This window comes from Antribacter gilvus, assembly GCF_003946865.1.
Classification (GTDB): domain Bacteria; phylum Actinomycetota; class Actinomycetes; order Actinomycetales; family Cellulomonadaceae; genus Antribacter; species Antribacter gilvus.
Map to the genome: position 1 here is coordinate 389475 of NZ_QXTH01000002.1, position 17746 is coordinate 407220.

General features: G+C 73.9%; 15 protein-coding genes. 10 read left to right on the forward strand and 5 right to left on the reverse strand.

Annotated features, from left to right (window positions below; genetic code table 11):
• Window positions 1–14 precede the first annotated feature (14 nt).
• The 5 genes from D1350_RS05270 to hemQ all read left to right on the forward strand — a co-directional run bounded on the left by D1350_RS05270 (window position 15) and on the right by hemQ (window position 6138).
• The gene (locus tag D1350_RS05270; protein WP_125774561.1) at window positions 15–1868 is read left to right on the forward strand and encodes a M48 family metallopeptidase; all 1854 of its coding nucleotides are present in this window, start codon (window positions 15–17) and stop codon (window positions 1866–1868) included.
• 91 nt (window positions 1869–1959) lie between these two features.
• A complete protein-coding gene (locus D1350_RS05275) occupies window positions 1960–2799 on the forward strand; it encodes a putative protein N(5)-glutamine methyltransferase (RefSeq protein WP_240643890.1) in 840 nt (279 codons plus the stop codon).
• 126 nt (window positions 2800–2925) lie between these two features.
• Complete coding sequence (locus tag D1350_RS05280; RefSeq protein WP_240643891.1) at window positions 2926–4134, forward strand: AAA family ATPase; 1209 nt, start codon at window positions 2926–2928, stop codon at window positions 4132–4134.
• 91 nt (window positions 4135–4225) lie between these two features.
• Entirely contained in the window at window positions 4226–5380 is a 1155-nt protein-coding gene (locus D1350_RS05285) for a ferrochelatase (RefSeq protein ID WP_125774563.1), read from the forward strand.
• Window positions 5377–6138 (forward strand): hydrogen peroxide-dependent heme synthase, encoded by a 762-nt coding sequence (hemQ, locus tag D1350_RS05290; RefSeq protein ID WP_125774565.1) that lies wholly within the window; start codon window positions 5377–5379, stop codon window positions 6136–6138. Before D1350_RS05285 ends, hemQ begins: the two co-directional genes overlap by 4 nt.
• A 72-nt stretch (window positions 6139–6210) precedes the next feature.
• Here hemQ and D1350_RS05295 read toward each other — a convergent pair whose 3' ends face one another.
• A complete protein-coding gene (locus D1350_RS05295) occupies window positions 6211–7368 on the reverse strand; it encodes a glycerate kinase (RefSeq protein WP_125774567.1) in 1158 nt (385 codons plus the stop codon).
• A 112-nt stretch (window positions 7369–7480) separates the two neighbouring features.
• Window positions 7481–8599, reverse strand: a complete 1119-nt coding sequence (gene ald, locus D1350_RS05300; protein WP_125774569.1) for an alanine dehydrogenase — start codon at window positions 8597–8599, stop codon at window positions 7481–7483.
• 83 nt (window positions 8600–8682) lie between these two features.
• Between ald and D1350_RS05305 the strand changes: the two genes are divergently transcribed.
• Genes D1350_RS05305 through D1350_RS05315 form a run of 3 tightly spaced genes read left to right on the forward strand, consistent with a single transcriptional unit; the run spans window position 8683 to window position 11199 of the window.
• The gene (locus D1350_RS05305; RefSeq protein WP_125774571.1) at window positions 8683–9591 is read left to right on the forward strand and encodes a LysR substrate-binding domain-containing protein; all 909 of its coding nucleotides are present in this window, start codon (window positions 8683–8685) and stop codon (window positions 9589–9591) included.
• Between the two features lie 37 nt (window positions 9592–9628).
• A complete protein-coding gene (locus D1350_RS05310; RefSeq protein ID WP_125774573.1) occupies window positions 9629–10861 on the forward strand; it encodes an MFS transporter in 1233 nt (410 codons plus the stop codon).
• The gene (locus D1350_RS05315) at window positions 10858–11199 is read left to right on the forward strand and encodes an ArsR/SmtB family transcription factor (protein WP_125774575.1); all 342 of its coding nucleotides are present in this window, start codon (window positions 10858–10860) and stop codon (window positions 11197–11199) included. The genes D1350_RS05310 and D1350_RS05315 overlap by 4 nt, the downstream gene beginning before the upstream one ends.
• Window positions 11200–11206: 7 nt before the next feature.
• Here D1350_RS05315 and D1350_RS05320 read toward each other — a convergent pair whose 3' ends face one another.
• Complete coding sequence (locus tag D1350_RS05320; protein ID WP_125774577.1) at window positions 11207–12076, reverse strand: alpha/beta fold hydrolase; 870 nt, start codon at window positions 12074–12076, stop codon at window positions 11207–11209.
• 140 nt (window positions 12077–12216) lie between these two features.
• Between D1350_RS05320 and D1350_RS05325 the strand changes: the two genes are divergently transcribed.
• Complete coding sequence (locus tag D1350_RS05325; protein WP_125774579.1) at window positions 12217–13899, forward strand: DUF2142 domain-containing protein; 1683 nt, start codon at window positions 12217–12219, stop codon at window positions 13897–13899.
• A 1404-nt stretch (window positions 13900–15303) separates the two neighbouring features.
• On the opposite strand, the gene D1350_RS05330 is transcribed toward D1350_RS05325, so the two are convergent.
• Together D1350_RS05330 and D1350_RS05335 are read right to left on the reverse strand one after the other, a co-directional pair.
• Window positions 15304–15801, reverse strand: coding sequence for a MarR family winged helix-turn-helix transcriptional regulator (locus tag D1350_RS05330; RefSeq protein WP_125774582.1), 498 nt, complete (start codon window positions 15799–15801; stop codon window positions 15304–15306).
• Window positions 15802–15883: 82 nt separating this feature from the next.
• On the reverse strand, window positions 15884–16645 hold the full coding sequence (locus D1350_RS05335; RefSeq protein WP_125774584.1) for an isoprenyl transferase: 762 nt from the start codon (window positions 16643–16645) through the stop codon (window positions 15884–15886).
• 305 nt (window positions 16646–16950) lie between these two features.
• On the opposite strand from D1350_RS05335, the gene trhA reads away from it, so the two are divergent.
• Window positions 16951–17727, forward strand: a complete 777-nt coding sequence (gene trhA / locus D1350_RS05340) for a PAQR family membrane homeostasis protein TrhA (RefSeq protein ID WP_420807799.1) — start codon at window positions 16951–16953, stop codon at window positions 17725–17727.
• The last annotated feature ends 19 nt before the right edge of the window (window positions 17728–17746 follow it).

Below are 17746 nucleotides of genomic sequence, written 5' to 3' on the forward strand. Positions count from 1 at the left end.
TCGAGAGGCCTGCCATGTCCGCCACCGGTCGCGCCGCGATCTCCCTGCTGACCCTGATCGGGTTCTACGTCTTCGCCCTGCTGCTCATCGCGGCGCTCGTCCTCGGTGGTGTCTGGGCCGCGTCCCAGGGCGCCGAGACGGTCGCCCTCAAGATCATCGGCTTCAGCGTCATCGTGGCGATCGGCATCCTGATCGCCCTGTGGCGCGTCGCGACGTTCAAGCCGACGCCGGAGCCGGGCGTCGCCCTGTCCCGCGAGGACGCCCCGGAGCTGTGGGCCATGGTCGACGACCTGGCCGAGCAGGTCGGCACCCGCACCCCGGAGCACCTCACCCTCGTGCCGGAGGTGAACGCGGCCGTGAGCGAGGACGCACGCCTGCTCGGGCTCGTCAGCGGGACCCGGCGCCTGTACCTCGGCGTGCCGCTCCTGCAGGGGCTGACCGTGGCCCAGCTCCGCGCCGTCGTCGGGCACGAGCTCGGTCACTACTCGAGCGCGCACACCCGGCTGGGCCCGATCGCCTACCGAGGGCGCCAGGCGGTGGTCGTCACCGTGCAGCAGCTGCGTGGCAACATCATCGGCTGGCTCCTCCGGCAGTACGCCAAGGTGTACATCCTCGTCTCGCAGGCGATGAGCCGCGGCCAGGAGCTCGAGGCGGACCGCGTGATGGTCCAGGTCGCGGGCCGTTCGACGGCGCAGTCCGCCCTGCGGGAGCTGCCGGTGCTGGATCAGGCGTGGGCCGTCTACATGAACGGCTACGTCGCGCTCGGCTGGGAGTCGGGCCTGGCACCCACCGCCGACGAGTTCTTCGACGGGTTCCAGAAGCTGCTGGCGGGCCGCTCCGCGGACCTGGCCGAGCTCCGGGCAGAGCCCCCGGTCGAAGCGCACTCCGCGTGGGACTCCCACCCGCCGGTCGCCGCCCGCGTGGCGGCGATGGAGAACCTCGCCGACCCGGGGACCGCCGTGGTCGACGGGCGCCCCGCGACCGCCCTGATCCCCGGATTCGCCGCTGCGGCTGCCGCCACGGCCGAGGCGGTCGTGGCCTTCGGCACCCGCGAACGGCTCACCTGGCCGGAGCTCGTGAACCGGGCCATGACCCTCGGTGGGCAGCGCTCCGCCGACGTCGTCTACCGCGGTGTCGCCCGGCTCATCGACCAGCCGACCGCCGCTCTCTCCGCCGTGGTCGACCTCGCGGAGGCCGGCCGGGTCACCGACGTCACCCGCACCGTCATCTTCGGCGCGAGCGACGAGGAGGTCGCCGCGGAGACGCCCGACGTGCTCGAGGCGCTCGTCTCCGCCGCCGTGCTGCAGTCCGGGGCGGCATCCTGGCGACTCTCGTGGGACGGGCCGGCCGAGCTGGTCTCGCCGTCGGGCACCGTGGTGGACACCGCGGAGGTCGCGGCGCTGCTCACCGACCCGGCGACCGTCGGCGCGGCGCGGGCGCGCCTCGCCGAGCTCGGGATCCGGCTCGAGGCCGCGGGGCTCGTGTCGGAGACGGCGACCGCCCACGGCGGGGACGTGATCGGCGGGATCGCGGACGTCAAGGTCGACGGCACGCGGCAGGACCTGCTCGTGCTCGACAACGGGTTCATCCTCGTCCCCTCGGCCAAGAAGCCGGAGGGCAAGGACCGGTTGATCGCCCTCGTCGAGTCAGGGTCCGTGGTCGAGCTCGCCGAGAGGCACCGTTTCGTGGCCTACGAGTCGGTCGCGACGGCACAGCTCGACGGGCGGGTGACTGTCAAGGCGACCCTGACCCTGCACGACGGGACGGTGATGACGCTCAAGGAGCCGCTCACCGCCGACCGGCTGACGTCGGACAGCGCGGAGCTCCTGACGGCCCACCTCCAGGCCTATACGGGCCAGCCGGCCTGACGTGCAGTACCGCCGAGCATGCGGTGGTGGCCGGGCCCAGATCCGGGACCGGCCACAACCGCATGTTCGGCCCGGTGCCTAGGATCGGGCGGTGACCATCGACCTGCTGCCCGACGACGTCGTCCCCCGCCTCCGCGCCGCCGGCTGCGTCTTCGCCGAGGACGAGGCGGAGATCCTGATCGAGTCCGCCGACGGCGACGCCGGCCGCCTGGAGCGGCTCGTGACCGGCCGGGTCGACGGGCTGCCCCTGGAGCACCTCGTCGGGTGGGTCGGGTTCGCGGGCCGGCGATGGGCGGTCGGCACCGGCGTGTTCGTCCCCCGGCAGCGGACCGAGCTCCTGGTCACCGAGGCTGTGGGCATCGCGCCGCAGGAGGGACCCCTGGTGGTCGTGGACCTCTGCTGCGGGTCCGGCGCCGTGGGCGGGGCGGTCGCCGCCGACCTCGCGGCTGCCGGGCGCGAGGTGACGCTGCACGCCGTCGACGTCGACCCGGTCGCCGTTGCAGTCGCCCGGCGGAACCTGGCCGGGCTGACCGCGGCCCCGGGGCTCACCGCGGCCCCGGGACGGATCACCGCGACCGCCTCGGCGGGCGACCTCGACGCCCCGCTCCCCCGCACCCTGCGCGACCAGGTCGACCTGCTCCTGTGCAACGCGCCCTACGTGCCCACGGCAGCGATCGCGTTCCTGCCGCCCGAGGCGCGCGACCACGAGCCGCTCTTCACGCTCGACGGCGGGTCCGACGGGCTCGACGTCCTGCGGCGCGTGATCGACGTCGCGCCGGGCTGGCTCCGCCCAGGCGGCCATCTCCTGTTCGAGGTGGGCGACGCCCAGGTGGAGGCCGCCCTCGCGCACGCCGCAGCGGCCGGGCTGACGGCGCGGGTGGTCGAGGACGAGGAGGCCGGGGCGCTGGGGGTCGTTGCTACGCGGCCGTGAGGTGGTGAACGCGCCAGACTGCCTCCAGGGTCGCCTACGGACCGCTTGACGACCCTGGAAGCAGTCTGGCGCGTTCACGAGGAGCGACCGGCCGGCCGTGTGGGTGGCCGCACGTAGCGTGGCGGTGTGACCGAGGACCAGATCCGCACCGTGGCCGTCGAGGGCTACCGCTCCCTCCGCAAGCTCGTGCTGCCCCTGGGCCGGCTCACTGTCGTGACCGGCGCCAACGGCGCAGGCAAGTCGTCGCTGTACCGGTCGCTGCGGCTGCTGTCGGAGGTGGCGCTCGGGGGCGCCGTCGGCGCGCTGGCCCGCGAGGGCGGGCTGTCGTCGACGCTGTGGGCAGGTCCCGAGGTGCACGGCCGTGCGGTGCGGGAGGGCCGCACGCCGGTGCAGGGCACCGTGCGCACGGGTCCGGTCGCCCTGCGGCTGGGGTTCGCGAGCGACGGCCTGGGGTACGCGATCGACCTGGGCCTGCCGCAGGTGCCAGGGGCCTTCCCGCTGGACCCGGAGATCAAGGTGGAGTCCGTGTGGACGGGACCGGTCGCCCGGCCGAGCACTCTCGTCGCCGAGCGGCACGGCCCGGCGGTGCGGCTCCAGGGCATCGACGGCGGCTGGAGCACGCCCGTGGCAACCCTCCGGCCCTTCGAGTCGGTCCTGACGGAGGTGGTCGACCCCGTGGGCGCTCCCGAGCTCGTGGACGTGCGCGAACAGCTCCGCTCCTGGCGGTTCTACGACCAGTTCCGCACCGATCCCGGAGCGCCCGCCCGGTCGGTGCAGGTGGGCACCCGCACCCCGGTCCTCGCCCACGACGGGTCCGACCTCGCCGCAGCCCTGGAGACCGTCCGCGACCTGGGTCGGGGAGACGAGCTGGACGAGGCGGTTGCCCGGGCGTTCCCCGGCGCCCGCCTCACCGTCACTCAGGACGACGGCCGGTTCGAGGTCACGCTCCGCCAGCACGGGCTGCTGCGCCCGCTGCGGGCGGCCGAGCTGTCCGACGGCACGCTGCGCTACCTCCTGTGGATCGCCGCCCTGCTCAGCCCGCGGCCGCCGCGCCTTCTCGTGCTCAACGAGCCGGAGACCTCCCTCCACCCCGAGCTGCTCCCCGCCCTGGCGTCGCTCGTCGCGCGGGCCGCCACCGTCACGCAGGTGCTCGTGGTGACCCACTCGCAGCCGCTGATGGACGCGCTGGGCGAGCGCGACGTCGTGGGGCCGCGGGGGCTGCTCGCCGAGGGCGACGTGCTGCGGGTGGAGCTGCTCAAGGAGCTCGGGGCCACCGTGGTGGCCGGTCAGGAGGGCCCGTTCGACGTGCCGGCCTGGCACTGGCCCAAGCGCTGAGGCGGTTCTGACAAGTCGTCCCGTCAATGTCACGTCCTGTTGCGGGCCCCGCGCGGCGGTCCAGCAGCCCGGGAGTGAAAAGATTGTCGCCATGCCCTCGAACTCCCCCCGGTCGACGGCGCCGGACGCGGCCCCGTACGACGCCCTGCTCCTGTACTCGTTCGGCGGCCCCGACAAGCCGGAGGACGTGGTCCCGTTCCTGCGGAACGTCACCGCCGGCAAGGGGATCCCCGACGCGCGGCTCGAGGAGGTCGGCGAGCACTACTACAGCTTCGGCGGCAAGAGCCCGATCAACGAGCAGAACCTCGCGCTCAAGGCCGAGCTCGAGGCCGAGCTCGCCCGGCGCGGGATCGACCTCCCAGTCGTGTGGGGCAACCGCAACTGGGCGCCGTACACCAGCGACGCGCTGGACGAGCTCGAGAAGCTGGGGGCGGAGCGTGCCGTCGCGCTCGTGACCAGCGCCTACTCCTCGTACTCAGGCTGCCGGCAGTACCGCGAGGACCTCGCCGTCACCCTCGACAAGCGGGGGCAGCTCGGTCCGGAGGGCTCCACCGGGATCCAGTTCGACAAGATCCGCTCGTACTTCAACCACCCGGGCTTCGTGCAGGCCAACATCGACGCCGTCGTCGAGGCGTACGGCGACCTGGTCGCCGCGGGCGGCCCGGCCCCCGAGGCGCGGCTCGTGTTCGTCACGCACTCCATCCCGGACACCATGGAGGCCGCCTCCGGCGTGGGCCACGCGACCTACTCCGAGCAGCACCTCGACGTGGGCGCCGTCGTCGCCGCGGCTGTCTCGGAGCGGCTCGGCCACGAGGTCGAGTGGGACCTCGCCTACTGCTCCCGGTCCGGCCCGCCGAGCCAGCCGTGGCTCGAGCCCGACGTGAACGACCACCTCGAGACCCTCGCCGGAGAGGGCGTCCGCGCCGTGGTGCTCTCCCCGATCGGCTTCGTCTCCGACCACATGGAGGTCGCCTACGACCTCGACACCGAGGCTCTCGCCACCGCGCGCGACCTCGGCCTGCACGCCGTGCGCGCCGCCACCGTCGGCACGCGCGAGCCGTTCGTGCGGGGCCTCGTCGACCTGCTGCTCGAGCGGGCTGCGCTCGCCCGCGGCGAGCAGGTCGACGAGGCTACGGTGGGCACCCTGCCTGCCTTCCCGTCCGTCACCCCGCCGGACTGCTGCCTGCGGCGCCACGAGGAGCCCAGCGGTATCCCGGCACTCTGCTCAGAGGATCTGCACCGATGACCGAATCCCCCACGCCCGGCCACGTCCACGGCGACACCGGGCACGAGATCGACACCGCCGCGATCAACGAGTCGATCCGCTACACGATGTTCTCGGTGTTCTCCCTCACGGAGACGCTGCCCGAGGACCGCTCGGAGCGCGCCGAGCTCGTCGCCGACGCCGAGGCGGCCGTGGGCGGCACGGGCGACCCCGCCGCGTCCACCGGCGACCTCGTGGTGCGCGGCTGGTACGACGTGGGCGGCCTCCGCTCCGACGCCGACCTCATGCTCTGGACCCACGGCCCGTCGATCGAGGCCGTGCAGGGCGCCTACCAGCGCCTTCGCGCGTCGGCGCTCGGCCGGTCGCTCGAGCCCGTGTGGTCGGTCGCGGCCATGCACCGGCCCGCCGAGTTCAACCGCGGCCACGTGCCCGCGTTCCTCGCCGGCGAGAAGCCGCGCAACTACATCTCCGTATACCCGTTCGTGCGGTCGTACGACTGGTACCTCCTGCCGGAGGACGAGCGCCGCACCATGCTCCGCGACCACGGCATGGCCGCCGCCGGGTACAAGGACGTGCGCGCCAACACCGTCTCCGCGTTCGCACTCGGCGACTACGAGTGGATCCTCGCCTTCGAGGCCGACGAGCTGCACCGCATCGTCGACCTGATGCGCGACCTCCGGGCCACCGAGGCCCGCCGCCATGTGCGCGAGGAGGTCCCGTTCTTCACGGGGCCGCGCACCACGCTGGAGGCCTGGGCGGCGCGCCAGCCCCTCGCCTGAGCTGTTCTGTGCCCGACGACGGCGGGGCGCACCTTCCGCACGGAAGGTGCGCCCCGCCGCCGTCCGGCTACGTCAGGTGGTGCGGTGGGACGCCAGGAAGAGGCTCGTGACCGTCGCCGCGAGATCCGCCAGCCGCGTCGCCGTCCGGGCGATCAGCTCGTCCAGCTCGACCGGCCCGGGGGCGATGGAGAAGGCGGCGGCGATCCCGGCGTCGCGCACGTGCGCGGCCGGGAGCAGCACCTGACCGGCCACCACCACGACGGGCGGCCGGCCAGGGGCGGCCGCCGCGATCCGGGCGATGCCGTCCGCGACCTTGCCGCGCACCGACTGCGAGTCGAAGGACCCCTCGCCCGTGATCACGAGATCGGCGCGCGCCACCGCGGCGGGCAGCCCGATCGCCTCGGCCACCAGCGTGGCCCCGCGCTCCAGCTCCGCGCCGAGCAGCGCCACGAGCGCCGACGGCACGCCGCCCGCGGCGCCGGCGCCCGCCAGGTCCCGGACCGCCACGCCGGTCTCGGCCTCCAGCAGGCCGGCCCAGCGGTCGAGCGCGCCGTCGAGGAACTCCACCTCGCCGGGGTTCGCGCCCTTCTGCGGGCCGAACACCTGCGCGGCACCGTGCTCGCCCACCAGCGGGTTGGTCACGTCGACCGCGAGCCGCCAGCGCACCTCGCGCGCCCGCGGGTGCAGCCCCGACAGGTCGAGGCTCGTCGCACGCGAGAGGCCCTCCCCGCCGTCGGGCACCGGTACGCCTGACTCGTCCAGGAGGCGTACTCCCAGCCCGGCCAGGACCCCGGCCCCGCCGTCCGTGGACGCCGAGCCGCCGAGGCAGACCAGCACCTCCTCGACGCCCGCGTCGAGCACCGCGGCGGCGACCTCACCGGTACCGCGGGTGCTCGCGTGCAGCGGCTGGAGCGCGACGTCGCTCACGCGCGGCAGGCCGCTCGCCTCGGCGAGCTCGACCACACCCACCCGGCCGTCGGGCGACGTGGCCCAGCGAGCGGTGGCGGGCCGGCCGACGGCGTCCACCGTGGCGATCCGCTGCGGCACAGTGCCCCACACGGTGAGGAGCGCGTCCAGGGTGCCCTCGCCGCCGTCGGCCATGGGCAGGCAGGTCACGTCCGCGTCCGGCGCGACGGACCGCACGCCCTCGGCGACGGCGACCGCCACCTCGGACGCGGAGAGGCTCCCTTTGAAGGAGTCCGGGGCGACGACGACCTGCAGCGGCTTCACGTGGTTGATCGTAGAGGCAGCCGCCGACAGGGCGCCGAGCCGTCCGCCAACCTACCGAGACAGTGACCTCGTCCGACGAGGTCACCGTCTCGGCAGCTGGGCAGAGGGCGGGTCAGACGGCCAGCGCCTCCGCCACGTCCGTCCACGGAGCCCCGAAGGCCGCAGCCACCGGCTCGCTCGTGATCCGGCCCGCGTGCGTGCTGAGCCCCTGGGCGAGGGCGGGGTCGGCGGCGAGGGCGTCGCGCCAGCCCTTGTCGGCCAGGGCGATCACGTACGGGAGGGTGGCGTTGGTCAGGGCGCGGGTCGACGTCGCCGGCACAGCGCCGGGCATGTTGGCGACGCAGTAGTACACGGAGTCGTGGACGCGGTAGGTGGGCTGGTCGTGCGTGGTAGGCCGGGAGCCCTCGAAGCAGCCGCCCTGGTCGATCGCGATGTCCACGAACACGGAGCCGGGCTTCGCGGACGCCACCATGGCGTCCGTGACGAGCTTGGGCGCCGCGGCGCCGGGCACGAGCACCGACCCGATCACGAGGTCGGCCGACGACACCTGCTCCGCGATCTCGTAGTGGGTCGACGCCCGCGTCTGGACCGCGCCGCCGAAGCGCGCCTCGAGCCGGCGGAGCTGGGGCAGGGAGATGTCGACGATGGTCACGTCGGCGCCCATGCCGATCGCGTTCGCCGCCGCGTGCTCGCCGGCCACGCCGCCGCCGATCACCACGACCTTGGCCGGCGGCGTGCCCGGGACACCGCCGAGGAGGACGCCCGCCCCGCCTGCCGCGCGCATCAGGTGGTAGCCGCCCACCTGGACGGACAGCCGCCCGGCCACCTCGCTCATGGGCGACAGGAGCGGGAGCGAGCGGTCGGGGAGCTGGACGGTCTCGTACGCGATGGAGGTGGTGCCCGCCGCGAGCAGCGCGTCGGTGCACGGCTTCGAGGCGGCGAGGTGGAGGTAGGTGAAGAGGACCTGGTCGGGCCGCAGGAGGGAGTACTCCGGCCCCACCGGCTCCTTCACCTTGACGAGGAGGTCGGCCTCGGCCCAGACCTCCTCGGCGGTGGCGACCGTCCTCGCTCCTGCCACCCGGTAGGCGTCGTCGGTGAAGCCCGAGCCTGTGCCCGCGCCGGCCTGGACGAGAACGCGATGCCCGCGGGTGGCGAGCTCGTGGACGCCGGCCGGGGTGATGGCGACGCGGTTCTCGTTGTTCTTGATCTCGGTAGGGATGCCGATCTTCATGTTCGGAAACTACGACGCAGAATTTGTACGGGTCCATGTCGCCTTTCCGATGTGTTTGTTCGGCACAGCCGTACAGTGGAGGGGTGCTGAACCCGTGGCGCCTGCGCCTGCTCCACCAGCTCCACCTGCTCGGCACGGTGCGGGCGGTGGCAGAGGCCGTGCACCAGAGCCCGTCGAGCGTGTCCCAGCAGCTCACCCTCCTGGAGACCGAGGTGCGGGCCGCCCTGTTCGAGCGGGCCGGGAGGCGGATCCGGCTCACGCCCGTGGGTCTGGTGCTCGCGCAGCGCGCGGCGGAGATCCTCGACCACATGGACTCGGTCGAGGCGGAGATCGCCCACCTGCACGACGAGGCCACGGGCCTGGTCCGGGTCGCCGCGTTCACGAGCGCCTTCCACAGCATCCTGCTGCCCGCGGTGCAGCGGGTGGCCGGCGAGTACCCGCGGATCTCCCTGGAGCTGACGGAGGCGGAACCGGTGGTCAGCGTGCCCGCGGTGCAGCGAGGGGAGGTCGACGTGGCGGTCAGCGCGGACTTTCCCGACGCCCCGGTGGTGACCGGCCCCGGGCTCGTGCGGATCCACCTCGCGTCGGACCCCGTGGTGCTCGTGGTGCCGGCCTCGCGGTCCGACCTGTGCGACGGACCCCTCGACCTGGCGGCCCTCGCGGGTGAGGCCTGGGCCTTCGAGCACCCGGGCGCCCACCTGGCCGACCTCGGGGAGCGCTGGTGCCTGCGCGCCGGGTTCCATCCCCGGGTCACCGCCCGCTTCGCCGGGTTCGGCCCCATGCTGCGGCACGTCGAGGCCGGGCTGTCCGTGACGTTGCTGCCGCTCCTGGCCGTCGACGACCGCTATGCCGTCCGGGCCGTCGCGCTCACCGACCCCGTCCTGCGCGACATCCACCTGGTCGCCCGGCGGACGGCCACCTCGCGCGTGGCCGTGCGGGAGACACTGACCGCGCTCCGGCGCGCGGGACGGGCGGCGCTGCCGCCCGGCTGATGTTTGCGCACGCGCGCATCTATGCAAAGATGCAAGTGTGTTGCGCGCCCTCTCCCACCGCACCTATCGGCATCTCTTCCTGGCCCAGGTGGTCGCCCTCGCCGGGACAGGTCTGCTGACCGTCGCGCTGGGCCTGCTCGCCTACGACCTCGACCCACGGAACGCGGGTGGTGTGCTCGGGACCGCCCTCGCGATCAAGATGATCGCCTACGTCGTCTTCGCGCCCCTCGCCGCCGCCGCGCTCGCCCGGCTCCCCCGGCGGGCGGTCCTCGTCGGGTCGGACGCGGTCCGGTTCGCCGTGGCGCTGAGCCTGCCGTTCGTGGGCGAGGTGTGGCAGGTCTTCGCGCTCGTCTTCGTGCTCCAGGTCGCGTCGGCGGCCTTCCTGCCCACCTTCCACTCCGTCATCCCGGACGTGCTGCAGGACGAGGACGACTACACCGGCGCGCTCTCCCTCTCGCGGCTCGCGAACGACCTCGAAGCTGTGCTCTCGCCCCTGCTCGCAGCGGCGGCTCTGCTCGTGCTGCCGTCGTCGTCCCTGTTCCTCGGCACGGCGGCCGGCTTCGCCGGCTCAGCCCTCCTGGTCCTGTCCGTCGCGCTCCCCCGCCGCGCTCGCGACGCCGCGACCGCCGACGACGACGCCCCGGAGATGCCGTTCGACCGCCGCGCCCGCCACGGCGTCCTCCTGTTCTTCCGCACGCCCGCTCTCCGACCGCTGCTGGTGCTGAACCTGGCGGTGGCCGCCGCGGGGGCGTTCGTGCTGGTCCAGACCGTGACGATCGTGCGTGGCACGTTCGGGGCGGGCGAGGGCGCCGTCGCGCTGCTCCTCGCGGCCAACGGGGTGGGCTCCATGGCGGGGGCCGTGCTGCTCCCCGCCGTGCTGCGCCGGTTCCCGGAGAAGCAGGTGATGCTCGGCGGCGGAGTGGTGCTCACGGTGGCGACGGCGCTCGTCCCGCTCGCCCTCGCGGACGGGGACGGCGCCGGCCCTCTCGTCGCGATCGGCACCCTCTGGGTCCTGGTCGGTCTCGGCTGGGCCGCGGCCGAGACGCCCGTCGGCCGCATCCTCCGGCGGAACGTCGCCCCCGAGGACCTGCCGGACGCGTTCGCCGCCGACTTCTCCCTGTCCCACGCGTGCTGGCTGATCACCTACCCGCTCGCCGGGTGGCTCGGTGCCACGAGCCTCGGCGGCACGGCCCTCGTCCTGGCCGGGACGGCGGGCGCCGCCACGCTGGCCGCGGTCGCCCTCTGGCCGCGAGCGAGGGTGCGATCATGAGCGGCGTGGCAACCCTGCGGCGCACCCCCACCGACCCGGAGCTCGACCACGCCGTCGACGTGCTGCGCCTGCTCGCGGACCGCACCCGGCTCGCCATCCTCGCGATGCTCGACGGTACCGAGATGTCTGTGAGCGACATCGCCGAGGCGCTCGACCGGCCCACCCCGGCGGTGTCGCAGCACCTCGCGAAGCTCCGCGCCGGCCACCTCGTCACGACGCGGCGGCACGGCCGGACCATCTACTACGGGCAGCCCGACGAGCACGTCGCTGCCCTCGTGACGAACGTGCTGCACCACACGGAGCACGCCCTCTACGCGACCCCGCCGCACCACGGCTGAGGAGGTCTCAGGCGAGGCGCCGGGCCTTCTGGACCAGGTCGACCAGCGCCACGACCCGGGCGGGCTGCTCGTCGAGCAGGAGGTGCCCGGCGTCGGAGACCTCCTGGACCTCCACCCCGAGGTGCTTGCCCGCCGGGCCACGGAGGCGGCGGGCCGGCAGGAAGACGTCGTGGGCGCCGGTCGCGACCACCCGCGGCACGCCGGTCCGCGCGGCGAGGACCTCGCTCGGCAGAGGGGGCGGCGCGAGGGACGTACGGCAGTGGGTGGCGAGCAGCTCGAACCACTCCACGAGCGGTGCGTGCACGTCCGTGCCCGGCGCGACCATGCGCTGCAGGAGCGCGGCGCTCGGCTCCGTACCCTGCTGCACCTGCCACCGGACCGTCGCGGCCAGCAACGCGGGCGTGACCCGGAGCGGCGCGAGCCCGGCGGGCGAGGCGAGGACGCGTGCCTGCACGAGGGGCGAGCCGCAGGCGAGCGAGATCGCGGCACCGAGGGAGTGCCCCACGACGACGGCGCCCTCGGGAGCGACCTGCTCCATCGCCTCGGCGAGCCAGCCGCCGTAGACGGGCATCCGGTCGTCACCGCCGGGTGGCAGCTCCGCGCTGAGGCCCGGCTGCCCGGGCACGTCGAGCAGCACCACCCGGTGCGCGCGGGCCAGCACCGTGGCGAACCGTTCGAGCAGGACACCGCTGATGTTCGTGCCCGGCACCACCACGACGACGGGCCCGCCCGACCCGGTGAAGACGGCGTGCGTGAGGCCGGCGGAGGTGGTCAGCATCGTCGAGTCGAAGCTGGTGGACCATGCGCTCAGGGTGTTCCGGCAGTGATCCCGCACGGCGTTGGCCGCGGCCTGGTGCCGATAGACGGATCGTGACATGTGCCGACGCTACCCCAGTGGCCTTTCCCGCTCGCACCTCGCTCTCGATCACGCCCCTGCGTGGCGAGCGGGACGTCTTTTCGGGCAGACTGGATTCGGCAACGGCGCCGTGACGATGCACCCGTCGACGGAAGCAGACGATGAGCCCCGTACCGGCCCGCCCGCACGTACTCACCGAGCGGCGTTACCGCGCCGCGCTGACCCTTGTCTGCCTGCTCGTGACACTGGTCGCGACCACCTGGGCGGCCCTCGCACCCGGGTTCCGCGCACCCGACGAGACCCAGCACCTCAACAGCATCGTCCGCGTCGCCCACGGGGGCGGCTGGCCGGATCCCGGCGAGGCTCACCTGGGCCCCGCGATCATGGAGGCCCAGGAGCAGGCGGCGCGGTGGGCCGACCTGCCCGGGCGCTACGTGTACCGCGAGGAGAAGCCCCAGTTCGCCGACGTCGTCCCGGTGCCCGACGCCGACCGCGTGATCGTCACGTCCGAGAACGCGCTCCCCGCGCCCGACAGCCATGGCGCCGAGCCCGTCGTCGACCAGATGACGCAGCACCCGCCCCTCTACTACATGCTCGGCGCGGTCGTCCTCCGGGCGACCGGCCTCGCGGACGCGCGCTGGGACGAGATGCTCCTGGCGATGCGGCTGATGGACGTGGCGCTCCTGGTGCCTCTCGCGCCGCTCGCCGCCGCGTCGGTCCGGCGCCTCACCGGCTCACGCCCGGCGGCCCTCCTCGCAGCGACGTTCCCGCTGTTCGTGCCGCAGTCGGCGCACATCCTCGGCAGCGTCACGAACGACGCCCTCGTGACCCTCACGGGCGCCGTCCTCACCTACCTCTGCGTGCGGGTGCTGACGGGCGACGTGTCGTGGCGCACGTCGGCCCTCATCGGGCTCGTCCTCGGCCTGGGCCTCCTCACGAAGATCATGCCGGGCTTCGCGCTGCCCACCGTGGGGCTCTCGTTCCTCCTGGCGGCCGGCGCGCCCCGGCTCGCGCAGGCGCCCTCCCTGGCCGCACGGTCGCTGCGAGCGGCCCTCGCCGTCGCCGTGGCCTTCGCCGTGGGCGGCTGGTGGTGGGCCCGGAACATCGTCGTCCACGGGACGGTCCAGCCCGTGGGCCTCCCGCCCACCTTCCCCGACCAGCAGCCCGGCGGCCTCGACGAGTACCTGCCGACGGCGTGGCGGATGCTCACCCGCTCGTTCTGGGGCAGCCTCGGCTGGCTGGAGCTCCGGGCGAACCCGACGATCGTGCTGATCGCCACCTGGCTGCTGATCATCGTCTGCCTCGCGGCGGTCGTGGCGCGCGAACACCGCCGAGAGGTCGCCACGCTCCTCGTCCTGCCGGGTCTGCTCACCCTGTTCGTCCTGGTCAACGGCTGGGCCTTCTACCAGGAGCACGGGTGGATCACCGCCGTGCAGGGCCGCTACGTGTTCGCGGGTCTCACCGCGCTGGCGGTCGCGTTCGCGATCGCCCTCCGCGCCGTCCTGGCCCGGTGGCCCCTGGCCCTCGGCCGGGCGGTGCCGGTGGTCGTCACTGCCGGCCTCGTGACAGCTGCCGCCAGCCTCGCTGCGGCCTTCGCGGGCATGTACCGCGGCCCCGGCGAAGGGCTCGGCACCGCGGCTGCACGCTGGGTCGCGTGGAGCCCTCTCACCGGGGCTCAGGCGGGGTTGCTGCTGGCCCTGGCGGCGGCGGTCGGGGTCGCGGCGGTGCTCGGGTCGACGACGTTCGCACGGACGACCTCCGCCCGCGCCATCGCCACGGACACCGCGCCCACGCCGACGGCGAGCGCGGTGGCGACGAGAGCGGGCACCGGCGCCGAGGTGTAGCGGCCGGGGTCCATCGGCTCGAGGAGCCGCAGCGCCACCCAGACGACCCCGTCCACGGCGACGACCGCCGCCCAGACCGGCACGAGGACGCGGGGTGCCAGGGCCAGGCCGGCGGCGACCCCGAGCGCGAGCGGGAGGGCGACCGGCAGCAGGTACCGCGGGTAGAGGCCACCACCGTTCGTGGCGTACAGGAGCTGGACCAGGGCGGTCACGCCGAAGGCGACAACGGGCAGCGCGACGAGCAAGCGTCCTGCCGCGCCGTCGTCGGCCCCGGGGCCCGCGGCGCCGTGGCGGGCGGCGGCTCTGCGTCGCCACCAGACGGCCACCAGCGCCGCGATCACCGGCGCGTAGACCAGCACCACCACGGTGACCACCATCGTCACGGCGGCGTAGCCGCGCGGCAGCGGGCCACCCCACCAGAACAGGTCGGGCAGCCGGCTCCACGTGATGGGGTCCGCGAGGATCTCGCCCAGCGTCCGGGGCACCCGGTGCTGGTTCGCGAGCGACCAGTCGAAGTGGCTGCCGGTGAGGTTGCCCGTCAGGCGGTGGTTGCGGAGGTAGAACCAGCCGCTCGCCGCCAGCACTGCGGCAGGGGCCGCCACGAGCATCGCGACGGCGGGCCGCCAGGCGCCCGGCGTGCCGCTGCCGCGCGCCCGCCAGGCCCGGAGCGCCTGGGCCAGCAGGGCGACGCCGCAGCAGACCACCGCCACGATCGTCGCCGAGGTTCGTGTGAGCGAGCATGCGGCAGCTGTCAGGGCGATCGCCGCCACCAGCCGCGCGTCGAGGCCACGGCGCACCGCGCTGCCGCACAGGCCGAACAGGACGGTCACCAGCACGGCCGCGAGCAGGTCGTTGTACGCCGACCCGCCGAGCCGGGCGGCCTGTGCCATCAGCGCCACGACCAGCGCCGTGAGCAGGGGCACCGTGCTGCCCGGGCGCGTCAGCCGGCGGGCGGACCACCAGGCAGCGCCCACGAGCGCCCCGTGCAGCAGCGCGTTGACGGCGCGGGCGGCGTAGACGGCCGCGACCGGCTGTCCGGCGTCGGCCAGCGGACCTACCAGGGGCGCCACGAGGAGGTAGAAGAGCGGCGGGTGCTGGGCGGTCCACTGCACGGGCGCCAGCCAGGCGCCAGACGGGCGGAACCGGAGCCCGTCCTCGAAAACCGGCAGCCCGCCGTGCCACACCTGGTAGGCGTAGTCGACGTGGGGGGCCTCGTCCCCCGTCGCATAGGGCGGGTCGGCGAGGCCGGCGGCCAGCGAGGCCAGGACAGCCGTCACGGCGAGGCAGAGCACGATCCACGGCTCGGCAGGGCCGGTCCGGACCTGGAAGCGGAACACGGCGCCAGCCTACGACGAGGACCGACCACCACGGTCATGGCCCGGTCACGACGGGCACCCGCCGGGGTCAGGCGTCCGGGATGTCGGGTTGCGCCGCGCGGAGGCGGTCCAGCAGGTTCCGCATCGTCGTCATCTCGGCGCTGTCGAGCGCACCGCCCAGGTAGTGCGCGATGGACCGGACGTGCCGCCGGCCCAGCTCCTTCTGGATGCGGACGCCCTCGGGCGTGAGGCTCACCAGCGTGCCCCGGCCGTCCTCGGGGTCCGGCGCGCGCTCCACCAGTCCGCGGGCCTCCAGCCTCTCCACCATCCGGGACAGTGAGGACTGGGCCATGAGGATGCCCTCGTTGAGGTCCCGCAGCCGCATGCCCGCGTAGCCGGGGTCCTCCGACCCTGCGGCGGCCGTCGCGAGCGTGAAGAGCACGTCGTACTCGCGCATGCTCAGGTCGCCCCAGATGTCGTCCGCGCGGAGCCGGCGCATCAGGGCCACCTGGGTGCGGAACAACGACTCCCAGGTCTCCGCGGCCTCTCGTGCGGACGGCGTCACACCGTTGTCCGCTGACTTCATCTCCGCCTCCCTTCGATCCAAGGCACGCTACCCGCGTGCCTGCCCGTCCACGCGCCCGGCACGGCGTGCACGGCAGGGAACGTCACTTGCCGAGGCGGCGCTCGCGCTGCGAGTAGTCGCGGAGCGCCCGGAGGAAGTCGACGCGCCGGAACGCGGGCCAGTAGGCCTCGCAGAAGTAGAATTCGGTGTGCTGGCTCTGCCACATCAGGAAGCCCCCGAGCCGCTGCTCCCCCGACGTGCGGATGACCAGCTCGGGATCCGGCTGCCCGCGCGTGTACAGGTGCTCGGCGATGTGCTCCACGTCGATGCGCTCGGCGAGCTCGGCGAGCGTCGCGCCGCTGTCGGCCTGCGAGGCCAGGTAGGACCGCACGGCGTCGGCGATCTCGTGACGCCCGCCGTAGCCGATGGCCACGTTGACCTGGAGGCCCTCGACGCCCTCTGTCTTGTCGGCTGCGGCTCGCAGAGCGTCCGACAGCCGGGCCGGCAGCAGGTCGAGACGTCCGATCACCCGCAACCGCCACCGCCCGGAGTCCGCGAGGTCGCGGACGGCGTCCTCGATGATGTCGAGGAGGTTCGAGAGCTCCTCGGGGGACCGGGAGAGGTTGTCCGTGGACAGCATCCAGAGGGTGACGACCTCGATCCCGAGCGGCTCGGCCCACCCGAGGAACTCGGTGATCTTGTCCGCGCCCCGGCGGTGTCCCGTCGCGGCCGTCTCCCCGAACGACCGCGCCCAGCGGCGGTTCCCGTCGAGCATGACTCCCACGTGCCGGGGCAGGGCCGCCCCGGCAAGGCTCGCCGCCAGGCGTCGCTCGTAGAGGCTGTAGAGCGGGCTGGGCAGGCGCAACGGGTACCTCTGAGGGTGATGCTCCCCCTGCTGGAGGAAGGAGGGCGGACAGGGATCGCCGACTCGGCGGGACACACGCTACCGCGCCCGGTACGTCACACCGGAACAGCCACGGCGTCCGTCCCACGGACCTGCGCCCGGCCCCCGAGCACTCCGCACCGCGCAGCCGCAGGATCTTCACACCGGGAGTTTTCAGGGGGTCCCGGCGTAACCTACGCTTGAGTAAGTTACGCGACCGTAGGTTGCGGGGTGCCGCACCACGCATACCGTCTCAACGTCCGGTCGCACCGATCGAAGGAGCAACTGTGGCCGCTGCCGCCGACCAGAACGACCTCCAGGGCGACACGCCGCGCAACAACAAGGCCTCAGGCCCGCTCGACGACGCCCGCCACAGCGTGGGCGAGGTGATCCAGACCATCTCCGCCAACGTCGCGGACGCCGTCGAGCAGATCAAGCCCCGCCTGCGCGGCTGGATCCACGCCGCCACGTTCCCCCTGGCTCTCGGCGCGAGCATCGTGCTGATCGTCCTGGCGCCGCCGGTGGCCGGAAAGGTCGCCTCCGCGGTCTTCGGGCTCAGCGCGTGCCTGCTCTTCGGGACCAGCGCCGTGTACCACCGTGGTACGTGGTCGCCCCGCATGGCCGGCGTGCTGCGCCGGGCCGACCACTCCAACATCTTCCTCATCATCGCCGGCACGTACACACCGCTCGCGGTGCTCATGCTGCCCGAGCGCACGGCGACCGTCCTCCTCTGGATCGTCTGGAGCGGGGCACTCCTCGGGCTCCTCGCCCGCGTGGTCTGGCTGAACGCCCCGCGCTGGGTCTACGTGCCGATCTACCTCGCCCTGGGCTGGGTCGCCGTGGGATACATGGGCCAGTTCTGGGCCACGGGTGGTCCGGCGGTGGTGTGGCTCGTGATGGGCGGCGGTCTCGCCTACACGGTGGGCGCGATCATCTACGCGATGAAGAAGCCCAACCCCAGCCCCCGGTGGTTCGGGTTCCACGAGATCTTCCACGTGCTCACCGTGGTCGGCTTCGCGTGCCACACCGTGGCGATCTACATCGCGGCGGTCGCCGCCCGCTGACGCGGACGCCCGCCCGCGT

Excerpts from the sequence above, each read along its gene's own strand:
- D1350_RS05320 (WP_125774577.1), bottom strand. The coding sequence starts at position 12,076 with ATGTCACGATCCGTCTATCGGCACCAGGCCGCGGCCAACGCCGTGCGG.
- D1350_RS05315 (WP_125774575.1), top strand. The coding sequence starts at position 10,858 with ATGAGCGGCGTGGCAACCCTGCGGCGCACCCCCACCGACCCGGAGCTC.
- hemQ (WP_125774565.1), top strand. The coding sequence starts at position 5,377 with ATGACCGAATCCCCCACGCCCGGCCACGTCCACGGCGACACCGGGCAC.
- D1350_RS05330 (WP_125774582.1), bottom strand. The coding sequence starts at position 15,801 with ATGAAGTCAGCGGACAACGGTGTGACGCCGTCCGCACGAGAGGCCGCG.
- ald (WP_125774569.1), bottom strand. The coding sequence starts at position 8,599 with ATGAAGATCGGCATCCCTACCGAGATCAAGAACAACGAGAACCGCGTC.
- D1350_RS05285 (WP_125774563.1), top strand. The coding sequence starts at position 4,226 with ATGCCCTCGAACTCCCCCCGGTCGACGGCGCCGGACGCGGCCCCGTAC.
- D1350_RS05270 (WP_125774561.1), top strand. The coding sequence starts at position 15 with ATGTCCGCCACCGGTCGCGCCGCGATCTCCCTGCTGACCCTGATCGGG.
- D1350_RS05325 (WP_125774579.1), top strand. The coding sequence starts at position 12,217 with ATGAGCCCCGTACCGGCCCGCCCGCACGTACTCACCGAGCGGCGTTAC.